Source organism: Kitasatospora sp. NPDC056138, assembly GCF_042264695.1.
In the GTDB taxonomy this organism is placed as follows: domain Bacteria; phylum Actinomycetota; class Actinomycetes; order Streptomycetales; family Streptomycetaceae; genus Kitasatospora.
Genome location: NZ_JBHJVK010000011.1, coordinates 46130 through 66805 on the forward strand (window position 1 = coordinate 46130; position 20676 = coordinate 66805).

18 protein-coding genes and 1 pseudogene are annotated in these 20676 nt (G+C 72.5%); 9 read left to right on the forward strand and 10 right to left on the reverse strand.

Features of this window, described 5'->3' with window-relative positions:
• The first annotated feature begins 79 nt into the window (after window positions 1–79).
• Window positions 80–745 carry an SDR family oxidoreductase gene (locus ACFC1R_RS10415; RefSeq protein WP_375935816.1) on the forward strand — a complete coding sequence of 222 codons (666 nt, stop codon included), beginning with the start codon at window positions 80–82 and terminating at the stop codon, window positions 743–745.
• A 22-nt stretch (window positions 746–767) separates the two neighbouring features.
• On the opposite strand, the gene ACFC1R_RS10420 is transcribed toward ACFC1R_RS10415, so the two are convergent.
• The 5 genes from ACFC1R_RS10420 to ACFC1R_RS10440 all read right to left on the reverse strand — a co-directional run bounded on the left by ACFC1R_RS10420 (window position 768) and on the right by ACFC1R_RS10440 (window position 6946).
• Complete coding sequence (locus ACFC1R_RS10420) at window positions 768–2240, reverse strand: MFS transporter (protein WP_375935819.1); 1473 nt, start codon at window positions 2238–2240, stop codon at window positions 768–770.
• A 229-nt stretch (window positions 2241–2469) separates the two neighbouring features.
• Window positions 2470–2985 (reverse strand): DinB family protein, encoded by a 516-nt coding sequence (locus ACFC1R_RS10425; RefSeq protein WP_375935822.1) that lies wholly within the window; start codon window positions 2983–2985, stop codon window positions 2470–2472.
• Between the two features lie 177 nt (window positions 2986–3162).
• Complete coding sequence (locus tag ACFC1R_RS10430; protein WP_375935825.1) at window positions 3163–4191, reverse strand: AI-2E family transporter; 1029 nt, start codon at window positions 4189–4191, stop codon at window positions 3163–3165.
• Window positions 4192–4639: 448 nt separating this feature from the next.
• On the reverse strand, window positions 4640–5533 hold the full coding sequence (locus tag ACFC1R_RS10435; RefSeq protein ID WP_375935828.1) for a polysaccharide deacetylase family protein: 894 nt from the start codon (window positions 5531–5533) through the stop codon (window positions 4640–4642).
• 222 nt (window positions 5534–5755) lie between these two features.
• A complete protein-coding gene (locus tag ACFC1R_RS10440; RefSeq protein WP_375935830.1) occupies window positions 5756–6946 on the reverse strand; it encodes a glutamate--cysteine ligase in 1191 nt (396 codons plus the stop codon).
• A 711-nt stretch (window positions 6947–7657) separates the two neighbouring features.
• On the opposite strand from ACFC1R_RS10440, the gene ACFC1R_RS10445 reads away from it, so the two are divergent.
• Window positions 7658–9358 carry a cytochrome bc complex cytochrome b subunit gene (locus ACFC1R_RS10445; protein ID WP_375935833.1) on the forward strand — a complete coding sequence of 567 codons (1701 nt, stop codon included), beginning with the start codon at window positions 7658–7660 and terminating at the stop codon, window positions 9356–9358.
• 115 nt (window positions 9359–9473) lie between these two features.
• Here ACFC1R_RS10445 and ACFC1R_RS10450 read toward each other — a convergent pair whose 3' ends face one another.
• Complete coding sequence (locus tag ACFC1R_RS10450; protein ID WP_375935836.1) at window positions 9474–10073, reverse strand: ferritin-like domain-containing protein; 600 nt, start codon at window positions 10071–10073, stop codon at window positions 9474–9476.
• Between the two features lie 323 nt (window positions 10074–10396).
• On the opposite strand from ACFC1R_RS10450, the gene ACFC1R_RS10455 reads away from it, so the two are divergent.
• Window positions 10397–10963 (forward strand): type 1 glutamine amidotransferase domain-containing protein, encoded by a 567-nt coding sequence (locus ACFC1R_RS10455; RefSeq protein WP_375935839.1) that lies wholly within the window; start codon window positions 10397–10399, stop codon window positions 10961–10963.
• A 136-nt stretch (window positions 10964–11099) separates the two neighbouring features.
• Here the strand turns inward: ACFC1R_RS10455 and ACFC1R_RS10460 are convergent, their stop codons facing one another.
• A complete protein-coding gene (locus ACFC1R_RS10460; RefSeq protein ID WP_375935842.1) occupies window positions 11100–11537 on the reverse strand; it encodes a MarR family winged helix-turn-helix transcriptional regulator in 438 nt (145 codons plus the stop codon).
• Window positions 11538–11610: 73 nt separating this feature from the next.
• Here ACFC1R_RS10460 and ACFC1R_RS10465 point away from each other — a divergent pair, with 73 nt between their 5' ends.
• A complete protein-coding gene (locus ACFC1R_RS10465; protein WP_375935845.1) occupies window positions 11611–12015 on the forward strand; it encodes a VOC family protein in 405 nt (134 codons plus the stop codon).
• 356 nt (window positions 12016–12371) lie between these two features.
• Window positions 12372–13088 carry a 4'-phosphopantetheinyl transferase family protein gene (locus ACFC1R_RS10470; RefSeq protein WP_375935848.1) on the forward strand — a complete coding sequence of 239 codons (717 nt, stop codon included), beginning with the start codon at window positions 12372–12374 and terminating at the stop codon, window positions 13086–13088.
• Window positions 13089–13271: 183 nt separating this feature from the next.
• Here the strand turns inward: ACFC1R_RS10470 and ACFC1R_RS10475 are convergent, their stop codons facing one another.
• The 3 genes and pseudogenes from ACFC1R_RS10475 to ACFC1R_RS10485 form a co-directional block, all read right to left on the reverse strand.
• A complete protein-coding gene (locus ACFC1R_RS10475) occupies window positions 13272–14198 on the reverse strand; it encodes a 1-phosphofructokinase family hexose kinase (RefSeq protein WP_375935851.1) in 927 nt (308 codons plus the stop codon).
• A 144-nt stretch (window positions 14199–14342) separates the two neighbouring features.
• Window positions 14343–14564 (reverse strand): annotated as a pseudogene (locus ACFC1R_RS10480) (aldo/keto reductase); the annotation flags it as partial.
• Between the two features lie 22 nt (window positions 14565–14586).
• Window positions 14587–15792 carry a helix-turn-helix domain-containing protein gene (locus ACFC1R_RS10485; RefSeq protein WP_375935854.1) on the reverse strand — a complete coding sequence of 402 codons (1206 nt, stop codon included), beginning with the start codon at window positions 15790–15792 and terminating at the stop codon, window positions 14587–14589.
• A 493-nt stretch (window positions 15793–16285) separates the two neighbouring features.
• Between ACFC1R_RS10485 and ACFC1R_RS10490 the strand changes: the two genes are divergently transcribed.
• The 4 genes from ACFC1R_RS10490 to ACFC1R_RS10505 all read left to right on the forward strand — a co-directional run bounded on the left by ACFC1R_RS10490 (window position 16286) and on the right by ACFC1R_RS10505 (window position 20675).
• On the forward strand, window positions 16286–16909 hold the full coding sequence (locus tag ACFC1R_RS10490; RefSeq protein WP_375935857.1) for a hypothetical protein: 624 nt from the start codon (window positions 16286–16288) through the stop codon (window positions 16907–16909).
• Window positions 16910–17327: 418 nt separating this feature from the next.
• On the forward strand, window positions 17328–18920 hold the full coding sequence (locus tag ACFC1R_RS10495) for a DUF6801 domain-containing protein (protein WP_375935860.1): 1593 nt from the start codon (window positions 17328–17330) through the stop codon (window positions 18918–18920).
• Between the two features lie 13 nt (window positions 18921–18933).
• On the forward strand, window positions 18934–19896 hold the full coding sequence (locus tag ACFC1R_RS10500; RefSeq protein WP_375935863.1) for an ABC transporter ATP-binding protein: 963 nt from the start codon (window positions 18934–18936) through the stop codon (window positions 19894–19896).
• Window positions 19893–20675, forward strand: coding sequence for an MlaE family ABC transporter permease (locus ACFC1R_RS10505; protein WP_375935866.1), 783 nt, complete (start codon window positions 19893–19895; stop codon window positions 20673–20675). Before ACFC1R_RS10500 ends, ACFC1R_RS10505 begins: the two co-directional genes overlap by 4 nt.
• Window position 20676: the final 1 nt, after the last annotated feature.

Genomic DNA, 20676 nt, shown 5'->3' on the forward strand with positions numbered 1-20676 from the left:
CCCGGGGGTCGTCCCGGGCGGTCGATCCGGGCGGTGTCGGTCAGCGGAGCGCCCCGCGCGCGGCGGTACCGTCGCCGCTATGCATGTCGTCATCGCCGGTGGACACGGTCAGATCGCCCTTCGCCTGGAACGGCTGCTCGCCGAGCGCGGGGACACCGCGACCGGGTTGATCCGCAGGCCCGAACAGGCCCACGACCTGGAGTCGCGCGGCGCCCGGGCAGTCGTCTGCGACCTGGAGTGGACCCCGGTGGCCGAACTCGCCGAGCACCTGCGCGGCGCGGACGCGGTGGTCTTCGCCGCGGGTGCGGGCCCCGCCAGCGGCAGCGCGCGCAAGGAGAGCGTCGACCGGGCCGCCGCCGTCCTGCTGGCAGACGCCGCCGGGCTGGCCGGGGTCGGCCGCTATCTGATGATCAGCACCATGGGCCTCGACCGCGCGGACGACCCCGCCACGGACCCGGAGTTCGCCGCCTACCTCCGGGCCAAGGCCGTCGCCGAGGACGAGCTCCGCCACCGCGACCTGGCCTGGACGATCCTGCGCCCCGGCCGGCTGACGGACGATCAGGGCAGCGGACTGATCCGGCTGGGCGCACCGCCGCTGCCCATGGGCTCCGTGCCGCGCGACGACGTCGCCCAGGTCCTGCTCGCCCTGCTCGACACCCCGTCCTCCACCGGGCGCACGCTCGAACTCACCTCGGGCGGCGGGTCGGTGGCCGACGCGCTCCGGGCCGTACTGTCCGCACCCTGAGCGGAGCGGCCCCCGGGCCCGCTCAGACCTCGGCCCCTTCCGAGGCGGCACGGGCAGTGCCCGCGGCGGTGCCCGGGCCGGTCCGTGCGGACGGGGTGCGGGAGCCGGTCGGCAGTGGGGTGCGGCGGCCGGTGAGGACGGCGAGCGTGAGGGAGAGGGCTACCAGGGCCGTGCAGGCGAGCACGGCGTGCCAGTACGCGCTCCGCGGGTCGGCCCCCGGTCCGGCTGCGCCGTGCAGGTAGACGCCGGAGACCGCGGAGACCGCCACCGCACCCGCTATCCGCTGCGACATCTGCAGGATCCCGCCCGCGACGCCGGCCGCCTCCGCGGGTGCGTGCCGCAGTACCGCGGCCTGGTTCGGCGAGACGGACAGCCCGGAGGCCGCGCCCGAGCAGAGCTGCCCCACCGCCAGCACCAGCGGCAGCCAGCCCACCGGGGCGTACCGCCCGGCCAGTCCGCTCAGCAGCAGTGCGAGGACGGCGAGTGCCAGGCCGAGCGCCACCACGTGCCGTCCGATCCGCTGCACCACCCGCCAGGCCACCGCCGAGACCCCGGCCATCGCCAGGGCCGAGGGCAGGGTGACGGCCGCCGCGGCGAGCGGTGACAGCCCGAGCCCGTCCTGCAGGAACATCACCAGCACCAGTGCGGAGGCGAGCGAGGCGCCGAACTGGCCCATCGCCACCACCGTGCCGAGCGCGTACGGCGCCGAGCGGGCCAACGCGGGGTGCAGCAGCGGCCGGTGTCCCGTGGCCGCGTACCGGCGCTGCCAGAGCAGGAACAGTCCGGCGAGCGCGCAGGCTGCCAGTGCCCACAGCAACTTGCGGGTGCCACTGGACGGTTGGATGAACGGGAGCATCACCGCCAGCGTCATCGCGCCGACCAGCAGCAGGCCGACCGGGTCGAGGTCGGCCCGGCCCGCCGAGCGCCTGGCCGGTGGCAGGTGGCGCACCGCCAGGATCAGCGTGGCCAGGCCCGAGGGCGCGCTCACCAGGAACGCCAGCCGCCAGCCCCAGTCGGGCCCGGCGGCCGCGATCAGCGCGCCGCCGATCGGCGGCCCGAGGGCGATCCCCACCGCACAGGTCACCTGGTACAGGCCGAGTGCCCGGGTGCGTTCCGGGCCGGTGAAGACGTCCTGGATGGTCCCGATCATCTGCGAGTTGACCAGTCCCGCCCCGGCGCCCTGCAACAGCCTCAGCAGGACCAGCAGTTCGGGTACGCGCACGGTGCTCGCCAGCAGGCCCGCCGCGAAGAACAACGCGATACCGGCGACGAAGAAGGGTTTGCGGCCGCGCTCGTCACCGAGCCGGCCGCCGGGTATCAGGGCCAGTCCGAAGGCCAGCGAGTAGCCCGCGACCAGCCACTGCACCTGGGTCGCACCGGCGTGCAGGGAGCTCCGCAGGGCCGGTACCGCGATGTTGAGCACCGAGTTGTCCAGCATGGTGGTGAGCCCGCCGGCCAGACAGACCGCCAACACCCTGCTGCGGGCGCCTTTCACGGCAGCACCGCCGCGGTCGCGCACCGCACCGGCCCGGCACCCGGCTCGGCGGGCCGGCCGGCCGGCGGGGCGTCGACACTCTCGGGAACTCTCATGTCCGAGAGGGTATCCCCGATCGGGGGAGGCGCTCCGGGACAGTTCGGGACCGGTCGGGACGGCTCCTGGCCGGTACCGGGCGGCCGAGGCCGTGCCCCGCGTCGTCGGCCATCCGGTACCGGCCCGGGCGCGCTCAGCCGCCGGTGACGCCGTCGACCTGCTCGCGCAGCAGATCGGCGTGCCCGAGGTGACGGGCGTACTCGGTGATCATGTGGAAGTAGACCAGGCGGAGCGAGTGGACCTCGCCGTCGTGGCTGAAGGTGTCGTCCAGCGCCGCGTTCGCGACGGCGGCATCGGACCGGCGGCACTCCTCGACCAGGAGGGCGTAGTCCTCGGCGGCACGGGCCGGATCGAGCTCGGCGAAGTCGGCGGCCTTCGAGTCCGCGGTGTCGTGCAGCCGCTCCACCTGCTCACCGGCGAACCGCTCGCGGAACCAGATCCGTTCGACCTTGGCCAGGTGCCGCAGCAGTCCCAGGAGGGAGAGACCGGACGGCGGTACGGTGCGTCCGGCGAGCTGTTCGCCCGTCAGCCCGGCGCACTTGTGCAGCAGGGAGCTGCGCTGCCAGGCGAGGAAGCCTTCGAGCATCTCGCGCTCGCCCGCGACGAGTGAGCCTGTGGTGCGAGCGACTTCGGGAGCGGTCCAGGTCATCCGTCGATCATCCTGGCCCCGGGGCCCACCGCGCGACCGGTTTTCCGGCCCGCCGTCGGTTGAGGAGTTCCCCTGCCGGGGGTGTTCCTGTCAGGAGTCTCCCCGCCGGGGGTGTGCACGCGGGAGGTCCTGCACCGGTGCGGCGGGGGCCGGGTGCCCGGTTTCCCTCTCGTCCGGTCAGCCGCGGTTGCGGAGTTCGCTGATCACCGCCCAGGCGACCGAGACCAGGGGGACCGCCACGACCGCGCCGATCACGCCCGCGAGCACCGCACCGGCGGTCACCGAGAGGGCCACGGTGACCGGGTGGATCCGCACCGCCCAGCTCATCACCAGCGGATGCAGCAGGTGCCCCTCGATCTGGCCGATCACCACGATCAGTCCCAGGACGATCAGCGCCGTGACCGGCCCCCGGGTCGCCAGCGCCACCACCGAGGCGATCGCCATCGCGATCGGCGACCCGACCAGCGGGATCAGCGTGGCGAAGAACTCCAGCAGCGTCAGCGGAAGCGCCAGCGGCACCTGGAGCAGCCACAGCGCCAGCCCGACCAGGACCGCGTTGCTGGCGGCCACGATGACGATCCCCCGGGTGTAGCCGGCGAAGGTCCGCCAGGCGACCCGGCCGGCCCGGTCACAGGTCGAGCGGCTGCCGGTGGGCAGTTGTTGCAGGCCCCACTGCCACATCCGGTCCCCCGAGTGGATGAAGAAGACCGACAGGAACAGCGCCAGCGCGGCCACCGTGGCCGCCTCCACCACCCGGCTCGCGCCGGTGACCGCCGTGCTGATCAGCATGGACCGGTGGCTGGCGAGAAAGCTGCCGATCTTCCCCTGCAGGCCGGCGACGGTGCCGGAAGGGACATGGAACGGCGCACCCTCCAGCCACCGTTCGATCCGCCCGAGGCCGCCGCGGAACTCCATGCCGAGCCGGGCCGACCCGCTCGCCACCACCTCACCGACCAGCGTGAACAGACCGGCCAGCAGCAGGACGGCACTCAGCAGGGTGATCAGCACAGCCAGCGGCCGGGGCATCACCCGGTCCAGCAGATCGGCCACCGGCCGCAGGACCGAGGTCACCACCAGGGCCAGGAAGACCGCGACGGCCGGAAGCTGCAGCCGCTCCAGCACGGTGAACGCGGCGTACCCGGCCACGCCGAGGAGCAGCAGCCGCCAGGCGTATCCGGCGGCCCGCCGCAGCCCGGGGGAGACCACTCCTTCGCCCCGGACGTACGGGGCCGGCGCGGCTGCCCGGCGGATCCGCCCGGTCGAGGCCCGCTGTTCGCGGCTGCCGGACGGTGTACGGCGGCGCGGTCGGGCGGGACGTGCTCCGGCGCCCCTCGTTCCGGTGGCTCTCGTTCCGGTGGTTCCTGCTCCGGCGGTTCGGCGGTGGTCCGGCGGCGGACCGGCCGGACGGCCGTGGTCCGCGTTCACCGTGCCGCGCCGGAATGCGGACGGCCGCTCCCCGGGGCAGGGCCCGGTCCGGTCTGCGGCTCCGCCACTCCGGGCCCGCGCGCCGGGCCCACCGCCCGGCGCGCTTCCGGCTGCCGACGGGCCGGCCGTCGCGCCTGGACGTGGTCCCGCCAGCGGGCGGTGCGGCCATACCGGGCCGGGTTCGCACCGGGGACTGTCGGTTCTGCTGCCCGGACGGTCATCGGGACACTCACCCCACGGGGTCGGAGAGACGGACGAAACGGTGGCCCGCGTCGAGCAGCTGCGGCACGGCTGCGGCGATACCGGCTGCCGTCCCGCCGGTGGGCCGGTTCATGTGGCAGATGACGATCGACCCCGGCCGCACGGCGGAGACCTCCTGCCGGACCTGGGCCGCGCTGAAGGTCGCCCCCGCGTCGCCGTTGACGGTGAATCCGGCGATCCGTTCGCCCAGGTCGGCCACGATCCGGGCGGCGACGTCGTCGCAGTAGGCGGTGCCGGGCCGGAAGAAGCGCGGCGGACGGCCGAGCAGCGCGGTGAGCTTGTCGCGGTTGCCCGCGACCTCGTCGAAGACCTCCCCGGCGTCCCGGGTACCGGGGATGCCGTAGGCGGAGCGCCCGGACACGGACAGCGGCAGGTGGCGGGTCCCGTGGTTGGCGATCTCGAACAGCGGGTCGGCGGCCAGTTGGTGGAAGGTCGCGAGGTTGGCGTCGATCCAGCGCGAGTTCAGGAACAGTGTCGCGGGCACCGAACGCTCCTGGAGGAACCCGACCAGCGCCTGGTCGTAGCCGCTGCCGCCCGGTCCGCCGCAGGCATCGAAGGTCAGGGCGACGACCCGGTCGGCGGTGGGCAGCCGGCTGACCACACCGGGGGCCTCGAACCCCCAACTGGTCGGGGTGGCCGTCCCGTAGCGGGCGACCACCTCCGCTCGGGTCGCCGTCGCGGGCGGATGGGACGCCTGCGCGCTCACCCCGGCCCGGCCGTGGTCGGCGGGAGACGGCACGGCGCCGGCGCCGGACGGCCCCGATGCGCCCGGTCCGCCGGGCGCGCCGGTCGTCCGTGGTGGGCCGGCGCAGCCTGCCAGCACACCGCCTGTCACGGCGGCCAGCAGCCGTCGGCGAGCCATCGGCATCCGATCCTCCCAGCCTCCGAACGAGCCCCGAACGGCCGTGACCGGCGCAGGGGCCTGCCCCTGACACGTCGCCACGGTTCCGATGAGATCACCGCCATCCGCGATTCGCCCGGCCACAGCCGTCCGCCCGGCCCGCTTCATCCGGCCGGACCCACCCCGAGACCGTGCGGGAGCCACGGAGGGGCCTGTCGAGAGGGGCCCGAGACCTTCCGGGACTCAGTCGAGGGTCCCGTTCGAGGTCTGCGCCGCCAGGAAGTCCACCACGTCGGTCAGGCTCCTCCTGCGGGCGTGGACGGCGCGCTGCCGCTCGGCGCCCGTGCCGGCCGCGGCGAGCCGTCGCAGTCCCTCGGTCACCGCCGGGAGATCGCCCAGTTCCTCCAGGGCGGGCCGGACGTGGTCGAGGAGCGAGTCGACGGTCTGCCCGGCCGGGACCAGGCGCCCCGAGCGGGGATCGATGCCGGAGCCCGACAGCCCGTCACGGGCTGCCCGCCAGCAGGCCGCCCGCAGCTGCTCCGCCGAGACCGGCGGCCCCGGATCGCCGTGCTCCACCGCCGTCAGCGCCGTCACCGCCAGGGCCCGGACCAGGCCGGCGAGCAGAGCGCTCTCCTCGGCGGTCACCGGCATGTCGGCCACCCGGATCTCCAGCGTCGGGTAGCGCGTGGAGAGCCGGATGTCCCAGTAGACGGCCCGTTGGTCGAGCAGCGCACCGGTGACCGCCAGGGACTCCAGACAGCGGTCGTGGTCGGCGAGGTCGGAGAAGTACGGCGGCGGTCCGGCAACGGGCCAGCGGTCCCACATCAGCCGGCGCCAGCTCGCGTAGCCCGTGTCGCGCCCTGCCCAGAACGGGGAGTTGGCCATGAGTGCGACGAGGACCGACATCCAGGGCCGGAGATGGTTCACCGTCAGTAGCGCCTGCTCGCGGTCGGGCACGCAGACGTGCACCTGGCAGGCGCAGATCGCGTGCTCGCTGACCAGCCCTCGGTAGGTGTCCAGCTGGGCCCGGTAGCGGGGGAGCTCCGAGACCTGCGTCGGGACGGCGTCGCCCAGGACGGCCGAGCCGGTGGCGATCGCCCGGACACCCTCCGCCTCGGCGGCGGCTGCGACGACCTCCCGCATCCGTCGCAACTGGCGGTGGAGCTCGTCGAGACCGACGCACGGCAGGGTCTTCGCCTCGATCTGGAACTGGGCGAGCTCCGGGGACACCTGGTCCCCGAGTTCCACGGCCGCGCGCTTGACCACGGCGGCCGCACACGGACGGACCTCACGGCTGCCGGGGTCGACGAGCAGGTACTCCTCCTCGACACCGACCGACGGGACGCCGCCGGGCGCGGGCGTCCGTCCGGCCGGGGGGACCTCGCCGACCGCGGGTCCGGCCGGGCCCCGGGTCTGCTCGGAGCTGTCACTCATCGCTGCACCCCGACCGGGTGGGGAGGAGAACCGGCGCCTTGTTGGTCTCGGCTGGCTGCTCAGTCACGGGACCAAGCTAGGCAGGTCCCACGGCATCCGCACCCGCTGGCCCGGGGCACGTGTACCCGGCGGCCGGCGGCACCCGTACTGCCGGCGCACGGCACCCGGGGCTGCGCCCCACGGCACCCGCGTCCCGCGGCCGGGGTGCCGCCGCCCGGGTGGCCGTCCGGTCCGCCCGGTGGTGGCGGCGGTGCCTCCATCGGCCTAACGACACGTCCCCGCAGGCCGGATGGACGTGCATGGCGGCCGGCCGCCCGGCAGCATGGTCCAGCAGCGCCGTGCCCGGAGCCGGTCCGGGAGGCCCGTCTCCGAAGTCCGTCCCTGCGGAGGTCGGTCTCAGCGGAGGTTCGTCTTCGTGGAGGTCGGTCCCGGTGGAGGTTCGTCCCTGCGGAGATCCGTCCCGGTGGAAGGGCGGGCAGCGCGGTCCGCGTCGAGAATTCGGGATCGAGGGCACCACCGCGACCCCGCACCCGCCCCGTCCGGCGGTCGAAGGCCGCCTTCCACCACGACCCGGCCGCCGAGCCAGTCGGTTCACTCTCGCCGGCCCTTGCGCACCTGACCGCCCAATACCGAGAGAGCCCCGATGATCCCTGTGCCAGTCCTCCGCCTCGTCCCCCGAATCCCGGCCGCAGCCGTCCGGGGGTGCGGGGCATGAGCGCCGACACCAGCTCCTCACCGAGCGCGCGCACGACGGCCGGCGCGGGTCCGCGTACGAGTACGAGTGCGGACGCGCCGAGCAGTTCGAGGGCCAGACCCGCCAACAAGGTGGAGGCGCTCGCCGACTGGGCCGACGGCCGGGCCGGCATCTACTCACTCGGTAAGGCCAATCTCCGCAAGATCTTTCCGGACCACTGGTCCTTCATGCTCGGCGAGATCGCGCTCTACACCTTCGTCATCATCATCCTGACGGGCGTATGGCTGACGTTCTTCTTCGTCCCGAGCATGACCGAGGTCGTCTACCACGGGAGGTTCGCGCCGCTGAACGGCATCCGGATGTCGGAGGCGTACTCCTCGACGCTGGACATCAGCTTCGACATCCGCGGCGGTCTGCTGATCCGCCAGATCCACCACTGGGCGGCGATCGTCTTCGTCGCGTCGATGTTCGTCCACATGATGCGGGTCTTCTTCACCGGGGCGTTCCGCAAGCCGCGCGAGCTCAACTGGCTGTTCGGTGCCGGGCTGCTGATCCTCGGGATGTTCGACGGCTTCATGGGCTACTCGCTGCCCGACGACCTGCTCTCCGGCACCGGTATCAGGTTCATGGAGGGCGCGATCCTGTCCGTGCCGATCGTGGGCACGTACCTGATGTTCTTCCTGTTCGGCGGGCAGTTCCCGGGGTTCGCGATCATCCCCCGGCTGTTCACCGTCCACATCCTGCTCATCCCGGGCATCATGCTGGGCCTGCTGGTGGCCCACCTGATCCTGGTCTTCTACCACAAGCACACCCAGTGGGCCGGACCCGGACGGACCGAGGAGAACGTCGTCGGCATGCCGCTGCTGCCGGTCTACATGGCCAAGGCCGGCGGCTTCTTCTTCCTGGTCTTCGGGGTGGTCTCGGCCATGGCGGCGATCGCCACGGTCAACCCCATCTGGGCGTACGGCCCGTACCGCCCCGACCAGGTGTCCACCGACGCCCAGCCGGACTGGTACATGGGGTACTCCGAGGGTCTGGTCCGGATCATGCCGGGCTCGGAGATCCGGGCCTGGGGACACACGCTGAACCTCGGGGTGTTCGTCCCGCTGGTGGTCTTCCCGCTCGTTCTGCTGGCCATCTGGATGTACCCGTTCGTCGAGAACTGGGTGACCGGTGACAAGCGCGAGCACCACATCCTGGACAAGCCGCGCAACGCCCCGACCCGGACCGCGTTCGGCGCCGCCTGGATCGGGCTGTACCTGGTGCTGCTGGCCGGCGGCGGCAACGACCTGATCGCCACGCACTTCCACCTGTCGCTCAACGCGATCACCTGGTTCTGCCGGATCGGCTTCTTCGTCGTCCCGGTCGTGTTCTTCTACGTCACCAAGCGCTGGTGCCTGGGCCTGCAGCGCCGGGACAGGGACAAGGTCCTGCACGGCCGCGAGAGCGGCATCATCAGGCGGAAGCCGCACGGAGAGTTCATCGAGGTGCACGAGGCGCTGACGCCCGCCCAGCTGCACACGTACACCGCGCACGAGCAGTACGAACCGGTCGAGCTGCCCCCCGAGGTGGACGAGAACGGTGTCGCCCGCAAGCCGAGCCGGACGAAGCGGTTGCGGGCCAAGCTCTCGAATTTCTACTTCGGCCGGAACAGCCAGATCCCCAAGCCGACCGCCGAGGAGCACCAGGAGGTCACCAGCGGCCACGGACACCACTGACGGTCGGTACGCACGATCGAGGGCCCGCCGTTCGCGGCGGGCCCTCGTGTCGGTGCGGGTCACGCGTGTCGGTGCGGGAGGGCGGGGTGCTCGGTGCCCGGTGTTTGCGCGGGGTTCAGCGGTCGGGCGTTCCCCGGTGCAGGGGGCGTCCGGGGGAAGGAGCCGGGGCCGGCGCGTTCGACGAGGCGCTGAGCAGGGCCGTCAGGTCGCGGGCGTTCTGCTTCTCGTCGATGAGGACGGACTCGATCAGGTGCCGACTGGCCGGGTCGCGGTCGCCGAGCCAGTGGGCGATCTGCCGGTAGGTGGGGACGACGATGCGAGCGGCCAGCAGGTTCTGTTCCAGCATCGCCCGCAGCGCGGCGTCGTCGGCGGTGGAGTAGTCGGTGCGGGCGCGCTGGGCGAGGGTCGCCGGGTCGAAGTTCGGCTGGCCGCCGAGCTGGACGATGCGGTCGGCCACCGCCACGGCGTGCCGCATCTTCCGGTCGGCCTGTGCCTCGAACAGTTTGCTCGTCGGGGTCGGGGCGGTGCCGTGCGCCAGGATCGCCTGCCGGGTGCAGCGCAGCCAGCCGACCACCTCGGCGGCCACCACGTTGTTGAGGACGCTGATCACCCGTTCGATGTCCGGCCCGTATGCGCTTCGCACCGGTCCGGCGTCGATGGTCCGCTGGGCTTCCCTGCGGATCCGGTCCACGTCCAGGGCCAGGCTGCCGGTCATGGGCGTCCTTCCTTCGGGGGATGCGTGTTCGGGGCGTGTGTGCTCGGGGCGTGCGCCGGCGGGAGGCACGTGCTCGGGAGGTGCGTGCTCGGGAGGTGCGTGGGCGGGGCGTGCCTGTTCGGGGCGTGCGTCGCGAGGCCGTGTCTGGCCGTCGGCCGTCCTGGTCATGGCAGAAGGTATGTCCGGGCGTTCGCCGCCGAAACCGGACGACGCCGGACGGGTGGGCCCGTCGGCGGGGTCACCGCCGGCGCGGGGGTGCGTGCGCACTCTTGGTACAGGCACCCCTCGCGAAGGAGCAGGGGCTCGGAAAGGACTGGACCGCCATGGTCACGCTGCAAGGACTCACCGTCGCCTTCCTGGTCGCCCGGCAGGGAGTGGAGCAGGTCGAGCTGACCGGCCCGTGGCAGGCCGTCCGGGAGGCGGGCGGCACGCCACGGCTGATCTCGACCGGGCCGGGACGGATCCAGGCCTTCAGGCACCTGGACCGGGCGGACACCTTCGCGGTGGACGAAACGGTCGAGGAGGCCGATGTCGAGCGCTATGCCGGACTGGTGCTGCCGGGCGGCGTCGCCAACCCGGACTTCCTCCGTCTGGACCGTGCCGCCGTCGACCTGGTACGGGAGTTCGTCCACCGGGGGAAGCCGATCGCGGCGATCTGTCACGCTCCATGGCTGCTGGTGGAGGCGGACGTGGTGCGGGGCCGTACCCTCACCTCCTGGCCCAGCCTGCGGACCGACCTGGTCAACGCCGGGGCCGACTGGGTGGACGAGGAACTCCGGAGCTGTGCCGAGGGGCCGAACACCCTGATCACCAGCCGGAAACCGGCCGACCTGCCGCTGTTCGAGGACGCCCTGGTGACCGAGTTCGCGAAGGGCCGCCGATCCGGCTGAGGCGTGTCCGGCCGCAATGTGTCCGACTGCGGTGGGCCCGGCGGTGGTCGGGTTCCGCCCGGTTTCCCTGGTCGGCCGCCCCGGTCTCCTGGCCCGGTCGCCTGCTCCGGTTGCCTGATCCGTTCGGCCGCCTTGCTCAGATGCCCTGGTGGACGCGGGCCAGCAGGGCGTGCAGTTGTGCGCGCTCCGGTGCGGTGAGCGGTGCCAGGACGGCGTCCTGGACGGCCGTGGCCTCGGCGGTGAGGGCGGTCAGTGCGGCACGTCCGGCGGGGGTGAGGGTCACCGAGACGCGGCGGCGGTCGGCCGTGTCGCGGTTCCGCTCGACCTGTCCGGCACGGGCCAGCTCGTCGATGACCTTGACCACGTCGCTCGGGTCGATGGCCAGCCGGGCGGCGAGATCGCGTTGCGCGTGCGGGCCGAAGTCGGCGAGGGCGGCGAGCACCGCCATGTGCCACAGCCGTACGCCGTGGTCGGCCAGCCGCTCGGCGAGACGGGTGCGGGCGCTCCTGCCGACCTTGGAGAGCAGATAGGTCGTCAGTGCGGTAAGGCTCGGCGGTGTCTCGTTCTCGCTCACGGAGATATTGTAGGCTCGGCCCAATGGTGGGTAGCGACCCACTAAATCTTCCACTGGACGACGGGAGCCGAAGATGGACGTCCTGCATGCGCGCCTGCTGGTGAGCCGGTTCGCCGAGTGCTTCCGGTTCTACGACGCCGTCCTGCCGCCGTTGGCCGGCGCGATCCTGACCGGCGGTACCGAGGCCGGGCCGTACGCCGGTTGGGACGTCGGCGGGGAAGGCATGCTGCGGCTGTTCGACCGGGGTGCACTGGCCGCCGCCGTCGGCACCGCCGCGCTGCCCGCCGATGCGCCGGCGCAGGACCGGGCGATGCTGGTCAGCCGGGTCGCCGATGTCGATGCCGGGTTCGAGCTCTGTCTGCGGCACGGCGGCCGGGCGGCTGTCCCGCCCACCAGCCGGCCCGAATGGGGCCCCGGCATGCGGACCGCGCACCTGCGCGACCCGGACGGCAATCTGATCGAACTGCAGTCGTACTGAGGTGATTCGAGCCGGGCTCCGTCGCCGACCGGAGGAGGCCGGGAGCGGATGTGAACGGCGAGGACCTGGCCGGTGGCACGGCGGACGCCGACGCCGACTCCCGGCGTGGTGCGGTGGTCGGGCGGCGCTCGCCGTCGTACGGGTTCCGACGGTGCACCGAGCCCGGTGGGGGGAGCCCGTACCGGCCGCGAGCGTCCACTGCGGGTACGGCGGCACGGTCACCGCCCCGGGGATGCAGGGGCGTTGCCCCGACCGCCGGGGGAGTCGGGGGCGATCAGGCGGTGGTGGGACCCACGGTAGGTTGGTTCCTCGGCCCCTCGGCAGAGGGCAGGGGCAGACGGGGAAAGGCGGCGGGGATGCACGACGACACGGAGGCGGGCCGCAGGGGAGGCGGTCCGCTGGCTGTGGTTGCGGCGAGCGCGGAGGTGCTGCGGCACCCCGGGGTGGACGAGCGCCTGCTCACCGACGGTGAACGGGAGCGCGCCGCGCGCTTCCGGCAGGAGTCCACCCGGCAGGACTTCGTCGCGGCGCACGTCCTGGTGCGGCTCTGCGCCGCGCAGTTGATCGGGACCACGGCCGACGGTGTGACCTTGGCTCAGTCCTGCCCCGGTTGCGGGAAGGCCGACCACGGCAAGCCGTACCTGCCGGACCACCCCGGTGTCCACGTCAGCCTCTCGCACACCAAGGGTGTGGTCGCCGCAGCTGCGGGCCACCGTGCGGTCGGCGTGGACGTGGAGCGGGCGGAGCGGACCGGTCCGCACTCCGAGGTGATGGAACGGGTGCTCACCGGGGCCGAGTTGAGGCTGGTCGAGAAGCACGCGGATCCGCAGCGGGCGTTCCTGCGGCAGTGGGTGCGCAAGGAGGCGCTGATCAAGATCGGGCGGATCACGCTGGACAGCATGGGTGCGGTCGACCTCTCCGCCCTGCCGCTGGAGACTGTCGACGGCGTGCCGCTGAGCAGTCGTTTCGAGGACCTGCACGTGCTCGACTGGGACGACGAGAAGCACGAAGCGACGGCTGCCGTGGTCAGCCCGGACGCGCCTCGGGTGGTCGGTCTGACGGACCTGGGGTAATTCCCCGGCGGACGTGGGGTGTTGTGGTGGTCGTGGTGGTGCCCGAGGCGGGTCGGGCGGTGCGGGTCGCACGCCGGTGACTGCCGTGCGGTGATGCCGCTGCCGGGGTGGGGGCCGAGTTCCGGCGGGGTGGTTGCAAGGCGGACTCCGCTGAGCGATGCGGAGCCGGGGCGGCCTCGCGGCTCAGCTCCGGGGTGCTGTCCGCTCGGTCTCGACCAGGGGGAGCATCCGGTGGTAGGCCTCGGCGTCGAAGCTGCCCGCCAGTGGGGCCAGGACGGTCGCGGCGGACAGCGCGACGGCCTGCGCCAGTCGGTCGGGCCAGGGTGCCCCGGCGACCAGGCCGACCGTGAGGGCGGCCACCACGGCGTCCCCCGCTCCGGTGGGATTGCCGGTCACCGTCCGTGGCGGACGGGCTCGCCAACTCCCCTGCGGGGTCGTGGCGATGAGGCCGTCGGGGCCGAGCGAGGCGACCACGGCCCCGGCCCCGGCGGCGCGCAGAGCCTCGGCTCCGGCGGACGGGTCCGGGCTGCCGGTGGCCGTTGCCAGCTCGTCGGCGTTCGGCTTGATCAGGGCCGGTCCGGCGGGGAGGGCGGCGAGCAGGGCCGGGCCGTCGGTGTCCAGGACCGCCGGTACCCGGTGGGCGGTCGCGAGGGCGATCAGGACCCCGTACGCGTCCAGTGGCAGCCCGGCGGGGAGACTCCCGGAGAGTGCGACGGCCGCCGAGCCGGTGAGCAACCGCTCGTAGCGGGCGAGGAATCGGGACCACTCGGCAGCGGTGACCACCGGGCCGGGTTCGAGCAGCATGGTGGTCCGGTTGGTGTCCTGTTCGACGAGTGCCACCGTGCGGCGGGTCTCCCCGGCGATCGGGACCAGGTGGTCGTTCAGCCCGGCTGCGGCGAGGTCGGCCCGGAGCACCTGCCCGTTGGCACCGCCTGCCAGCCCGGTGAGCACGGTTTCGTGACCGAGGGCCGCGAGCACGCGCGCCACGTTCACCCCCTTGCCGCCGGCCCGCTGGGCGACGTCGCAGACCCGGTTGCTGGCGTTGCGGCGCACGGCGGGCAGGCGGTAGGTGACATCGACGGCGGTGTTGAGCGTGACGGTGAGGATCACGGGTGCTGCTCCGCTCTCGGCCGGAGGGCTGGTGAGTGGGTGAGTGGTGGATGGTGATGCTCGATAGTGCTCATTGGTAGCTGTTGCGCTCAGTTCTGCGCAACTCATGGCTGTGGCGGCAGGGAGGGTCCGGTCGGCGGGTGGCTACTCGCCGCCCTGCTGACGGGGGTGGAGGGACCGGAGGTGCGCGATGTCGTCGTCCGAGAGCCGTACCGCGCCGGCAGCCACGTTCTGGGCGAGGTGGTCCGGACTGCCGGTGCCCGGGATGGCCGGCACGTGCGGCCCTTGCCGCAGCGTCCGGGCCGGCAGGACCTGTGCGGTCGTCACGTCGTGCGCGCGGGCGACGGCGAGCACCGCTTCGCTGACGGCGGTGCGGTGTGAGCGGACGTCAGACCGGGCCGCCGTTGTGGAGGTGGAGGGCGCGGAGGGCCACCTCGGTGGCGAAGCGGTTGTCCGGGTCGGCGAGTTGGTCGCCGAAGGCGCGGTCGATCAGGCGCATCCGGTAGCGGACGGTCTGGGGGTGGACACCGAGGATCTCGGCGACCTGGCTCGCGGTGCCCCGGGTGGTGAGCCAGGTCCGCAGGGTGTCGATCAGGCGGGTGCGCTGGGTGGGGGTGAGCCCGGCGAGCGGACTGAGGTACTTCTTCGCCAGCTGGCGGACCAGTCCGGTGTCGCCCAGCAGCCAGAGCGGGAGCAGATGGTCCTCGCTGCGGGCGAGCGACTGGGGCGGGATGATGCCGGCCTCGGCCAGTGCCAGCGTCTGGCGGGCCCAGCGCAGCGAGTCGGCGGCGTCGCTGAGCGGCGTGGTGAGCCCGACCGCGGCCCGGCAGCCGACGAGGGCTCCGGTCAGGGAGGCGATCCTGGCCTCGTCCAGCGGGCCGGGGACCAGCAGGTGCGGCTCCGGGTCGGCGAGGTCGACCAGGATGTCCCGGTCGAGTGCCGCGCGGGCGGGCTTGGCGCCCGGGCCGAGCGCGATCATGGTGACGTCCTCGGGTAACGGCCAGGCGGCGTGCTCGGCGAGTTCGGCGAGCGCGCTGCGGGCGACCGAGGAGCCGGTGAGGATCCGGCGCAGCAGCCGTCGCCGCCGGTTGTCGGGCTCCTCGCCGAGTTCGGCCATCGCCTGCAGGTAGCCCTCACGGGACAGTTCGGCGATGTCGCCCATGTAGGCGAAGAGTGCGTCGGCGAAGGCCATCAGTACGGTGGCGGAGAGGTTGTAGCGCTTTCCGACGCTGCGGGCCCGGCGCAGCGCGACCTGGCAGCCGATCCGGTAGGCGTCCTGGAGCATGTCCAGGCTGCGCCCCTCGTACGCCTCGTAGCGGCCGAAGCGGCGGCACATCTCGTCGCGCAGCGCGGTGGTGGCGGTGGGGGCGGCGATCCGGTCGACGAAGGTGGCGATGTTCTGTTCGATGCCGACCCGGATCACCTTGGCGCTGGGGCCGCTGAGGAGCTCGGCGTACTCCGGGATGGCGGCGACGATCTCGGAGGCCATCTCCTTGAGCAGGCTCGGCATTTCGGGGCGCATGATGGCGGCCAGCTCGCGCGGCACCGGTCCCAGCGGCTCGGCCAGCCGAGAGGTCTGCCGCACTCCGGCCATGGATGTCCCCCTGACTGTTCGGGTCCACGTGCGGGGCATCGGCCGGTCCGGGAGTGGGGAGCGCGGACCTGATCGGGCGCGTGCTTACAACGTGGGGTGGTTCGTTGAAACATAGACCACAGCGACCCGGAAGCGCAGTACCCGTGCCACGGAAAGATGGTGCCCGATGTGGACCGGACGCGGTTCGTCCGGGCGGCTCGCACCCGGATGGCGCGTGCTCACCCGCGGACAACGTTGCTCCGCTTCTTTGTTGCTGTGGAGACAAGAAAATACCGGGCAGTAAGGACTGGCTGAGAATCTCTGCCGGGACAGTTGCAGGCCGGGTTACCCGTGCGTAGCGTCCCCCATCAGCGAGTGCGGCCGACGGAATCGCCGCCGCGTTCCGGAAAGAGCGATTTTCTGACCCGCAGCCGGTTTTCTTCGGGTAAACCACTGATCGAGATTTGGCAAGCGGGTCGACTTGAGCACGTCAACTCCAAGAAGGGAACGGCCCGTGCACAGGATTGGCAAGACCACCATCGCAGTCGCAGGCGCGCTCGTCGCGGCGGTCGGATTCTCGGCGGGCCCGGCCGCGGCGGCCGGGACGTGGACCGTGACCCCGGGCGGTGCGTGGACGGCGAAGGCGACCTCCCCGGTGCTGACCGACAACTCCACCGGCACCCAGCTGAACTGTTCCTCCTCCAGCGCTGCGGGCACTCTGCAGAGCGGTTCGGGCCTCTCCGGCACCGGAATATCCTCCATCACCTCGGTGACCTGGGCCAGCTGCACCGGTCCGATCGGCATCACCTTCAGCGTCACCTCCCAGGGCACGCCGTGGGCGCTCAACGCCGTCAGCTACAACGCCACGACCGGTGTCACCACCGGAACGATCACCGGCGTGAAGGCCCACATCAGCGGCGCCGGCTGCACCGCGGACTTCGGCGGTGCGACGGCGGGCAGCACGGCCACCCTCAACGCCACCTACACCAACTCCACCAGGTCGCTGGCCATCAGCGGCGGCAACCTGCACGCCTACAACGTCTCCGGCAGCTGCCTCGGCCTGCTGAACAGCGGCGACTCGGCCACCTACACCGCCAAGTACGTCCTCGGCTCGGCCCAGACCATCACCTCGCCGTGACGCGAGGGGTGGCGTGAGGGGCGGCGTGGGCCGGCCCGCGTGTTGGGCCACGTGTCGGGCCGGTCCGGTGCACGGCTCGTGACGCGAGTCGTTACCGAGTCGTGAGCCCGGCCGGAAGGCCGGCCGAGGAGTGCGACCTCACCCGCAGGGCCCTGTGGTCCGGATCGCCGGGCTGCAGGGCCCTGTCGGAATGCTCAGCGGAGGACAATCCTCCGCAGCGGATTTGTCATCGGTTGACAAAGAACAGCGGTCTCGGCGAGTCCGCCGCACATTCCGGTGTGAGATCACTTGCCGCCGCTTGTTACCCGGACGTAGTGTCCGGCCTCCCGAACGAGTTCGCCCCCGATTCCTTTCTCCCGCCGTACGGTGCGGCGATTTTCCGCGCCCGTGCGGCGAACCTGTCCGAGGAGTACGGCACATGAGGCATGCAGTCGGCCGGCGCCGCACCGCGCGGCCCGCAGTGGTCGCAGCGGCGATGCTGGCGGCGGGGCTCGTGCTGGCGCAGGTCGCGGTGGGGGAGCAGGACGGGAAGGTGTCCGCGCCGTACAGCTGCTCCCTGCCCTCCGGGGCGCAGCGGGTCACGGTCGGGTTTAGCCAGGCGTATCCGGCCGCGGTCTTCGGCCAACAGCAGCTGCAGCCGGGGAAGTTGACGGTCACGGTGAGCCTCCCCCGGGAGGCGGTGGCGGCGCTGCTGCCCGCCGGGGCCCCGGCGGTGGCGGCCTCGGGTGCGCTCACCGTGCGGATCTCGCAGGGGAGTTCGGTCCGCGAGGTGTCCTGGGGCGAACTGGCGGCGGCCGAGGTTCCGGTGGCGGGCAAGGGGGAACTGACGTTCACGCTGAGCGGTCCGGTGCCCTCGGTGACGGCGGCGGACGGTGCGGGGGCGGTGAGTTTCACGACGGGTGAGCTCCGGCTGGAACTGCGGGCCGGGCAGGCCGGAAGCGGGATTCCGGTCACCTGCGCGCCGCCTGCGGGTGCGGCGGCCGTGCTCGGGACGGTACCGGTCGGCCCGCCGTCGGGGGATCCGTCGTCCGGCCCGTCGGCGGGTGCGGGCGCGGGGGCGAACGGAGCGGCCGGCCGGAGCCCGAGCCCGGGGCTGAGCTCGGGCCCGGGAGCGGCCGCGCCGCCCGGTCCGACGCCGGCCCCGGGCGCGGCTCGCGGGGCGGCACCGGTCCGGCCGGCGGACGCGGCACCGGAGGACTGCCAGCCGGTGCCGACCGCCTCGCTGGACCCGGAGTTCCTGCCGCCGCTGCCCGACCCCGAGCACGACAAGGTCTTCCCGGCGCCGGGGGCTCCGCCGATGCCCGACAACGCGGCCTGCGGCTACGCGGTCGGCTACGCCAACATCACCAAGCTCGGCCAGGCCTCGCTCATCAACGATCCGACGGCCTCCCCGGCCCTGGTCCGGGTCAACGCGAGCCGCCGGCTGGCGTTCCAGAACCTGGACGACTACCCGCACTACATGGAGGTCGACTCGGTCGGGTCGCTCCAACTGCCTGCGGCCCGGGCGACGTTCCTCACCTACGGGTTCATCCCGACCACCGCGAAGCTGGAGTTGAAACCGGTCGGCGGGCTGACCATCGTCGCGATCGGGAACGCCTTCTGGAACGAGCCGATCGAGTTCGCCATCTACGGCTACCAGTCGATGCGGATCTCCGATGTGAAGATCAACGGGACGCCGCTGGACGTGGGTCCCGACTGCACGACGGCCGAGCCGATCAAACTGGCCCTGCGCGGACGGCAGGACAGCTTCCTGCCGGGCGGTGGGGACGGCAAGCCGGACTACTCGTTGCAGGGCGGCGGCCCGATCTCCCAGAAGGACCTCTACATTCCGCCCTTCACCGGTTGCGGCACGGGCGGTGACAACCTCGACGCCCTGTTCACGGCGGCGGTTTCGGGGCCGGACAACTCGCTGAACCTGGAGCAGGGCCCGCTCTGCTTCCCGTCGACCGATGATCCGTCGGACCCCAAGTGCGCGCCGGTCGTGATGCCGTCGCTGCCCCATCGCCGGTGACCAGGGAGGTGCCATGGGAATCGAAGTCGTCGTCGAGGGCCTGACGAAGTCCTTCGGCGGACAGACCGTCTGGCAGGACGTGACGCTCACCCTGCCGCCCGGTGAGGTCAGCGTGATGCTCGGCCCCTCGGGCACCGGCAAGACCGTGTTCCTGAAGTCGGTGATCGGCCTGCTCAAGCCCGAGCGGGGCCGGGTGCTGGTCAACGGTGTGGACATGGTGCGCAGCCCCGAGCGGGACATCTTCGAGGCGCGCAAGCTGTTCGGGCTGATGTTCCAGGACGGCGCGCTGTTCGGGTCGATGAACCTCTTCGACAACGTCGCCTTCCCGCTGCGGGAGCACACCCGCAGGAAGGAGACGGAGATCCGCCGGATCGTGATGGAGCGGATGGAGATGGTCGGCCTGGTCGGCGCGGAGGCCAAGCTGCCCGGGGAGATCTCCGGCGGCATGCGCAAACGCGCGGGGCTGGCACGGGCGCTGGTACTCGACCCGCAGATCGTGCTGTGCGACGAGCCGGACTCGGGGCTCGACCCGGTGCGCACCTCCTACCTGTCGCAGCTGCTGATCGACCTGAACGCGCAGACCGACGCCACCATGCTGATCGTCACCCACAACCTGGACATCGCCGCCACCGTGCCCGACAACCTGGGCATGCTGTTCCGGCGGAACCTGGTCGGGTTCGGGCCCCGGGAACTGCTGCTGACCAGCGAGGAACCGGTGGTGCAGCAGTTCCTCAGCGGACGCCGGGCCGGACCGATCGGGATGTCGGAGGAGAAGGACCAGGCGACGCTCGCGCTGGAGCGGCGCAGCGGGGAGCCCGCGATCGAGGTCCGCCCGGTCGCCGCCCAGCTGCAGCCCTCGCCGGGACTGCCCGAGCGCCGGGCGGTGCAGCAGCGGCGGCAGCGCGTCCTGTCGATGTGGGACCAGCTCACCCCCGCCGCCCGCCGCGCGGTCGAGGCACAGGGGGAACCGGTATGAGCCTGCCCGGAATCCCGGTGACCGGCGCGCTGCGCGAGACCGGACGGCTGTTCGCGCTCTCCGCGACCACCGTCCGGGACACCTTCCGGCGGCCGTTCCAGGTGCGCGAGCTGATCGAGCAGTTCTGGTTCATCGCCAGCGTGACCATCCTGCCGGCCGCACTGGTGTCGATCCCGTTCGGTGCCGTGATCGCCCTCCAGGTCGGTTCGCTGGCCCAGCAGCTGGGTGCGCAGTCGTTCACCGGCGGTGCCAGTGTGCTGGCGGTGATCCAGCAGGCCAGCCCGCTGATCGTGGCGCTGCTGATCGCGGGCGCGGGCGGCTCGGCGATCTGTGCCGACCTCGGCTCCCGGAAGATCCGCGAGGAACTGGACGCGATGGAGGTGATGGGCGTCTCGCCGGTCCAACGGCTCATCGTGCCGCGGGTGCTGGCGACCATGCTGGTCGCCGTCCTGCTCAACGGCCTGGTCTCGGTGGTCGGCACGCTCGGCGGCTACTTCTTCAACGTGATCCTCCAGCACGGCACCCCGGGCGCGTACCTGTCCAGCTTCTCGGCCCTCGCCCAGCTGCCCGACCTGTACATCAGCGAGTTCAAGGCCCTGGTCTTCGGCTTCATCGCGGGTGTGGTCGCGGCCTACCGGGGCCTCAACCCCAAGGGCGGCCCGAAGGGCGTCGGGGACGCGGTCAACCAGTCTGTGGTGATCACCTTCCTGCTGCTCTTCCTGGTGAACACCGTGCTGACCGCGGTCTACCTGCAACTCGTCCCGCAGAAGGGGGCATGAG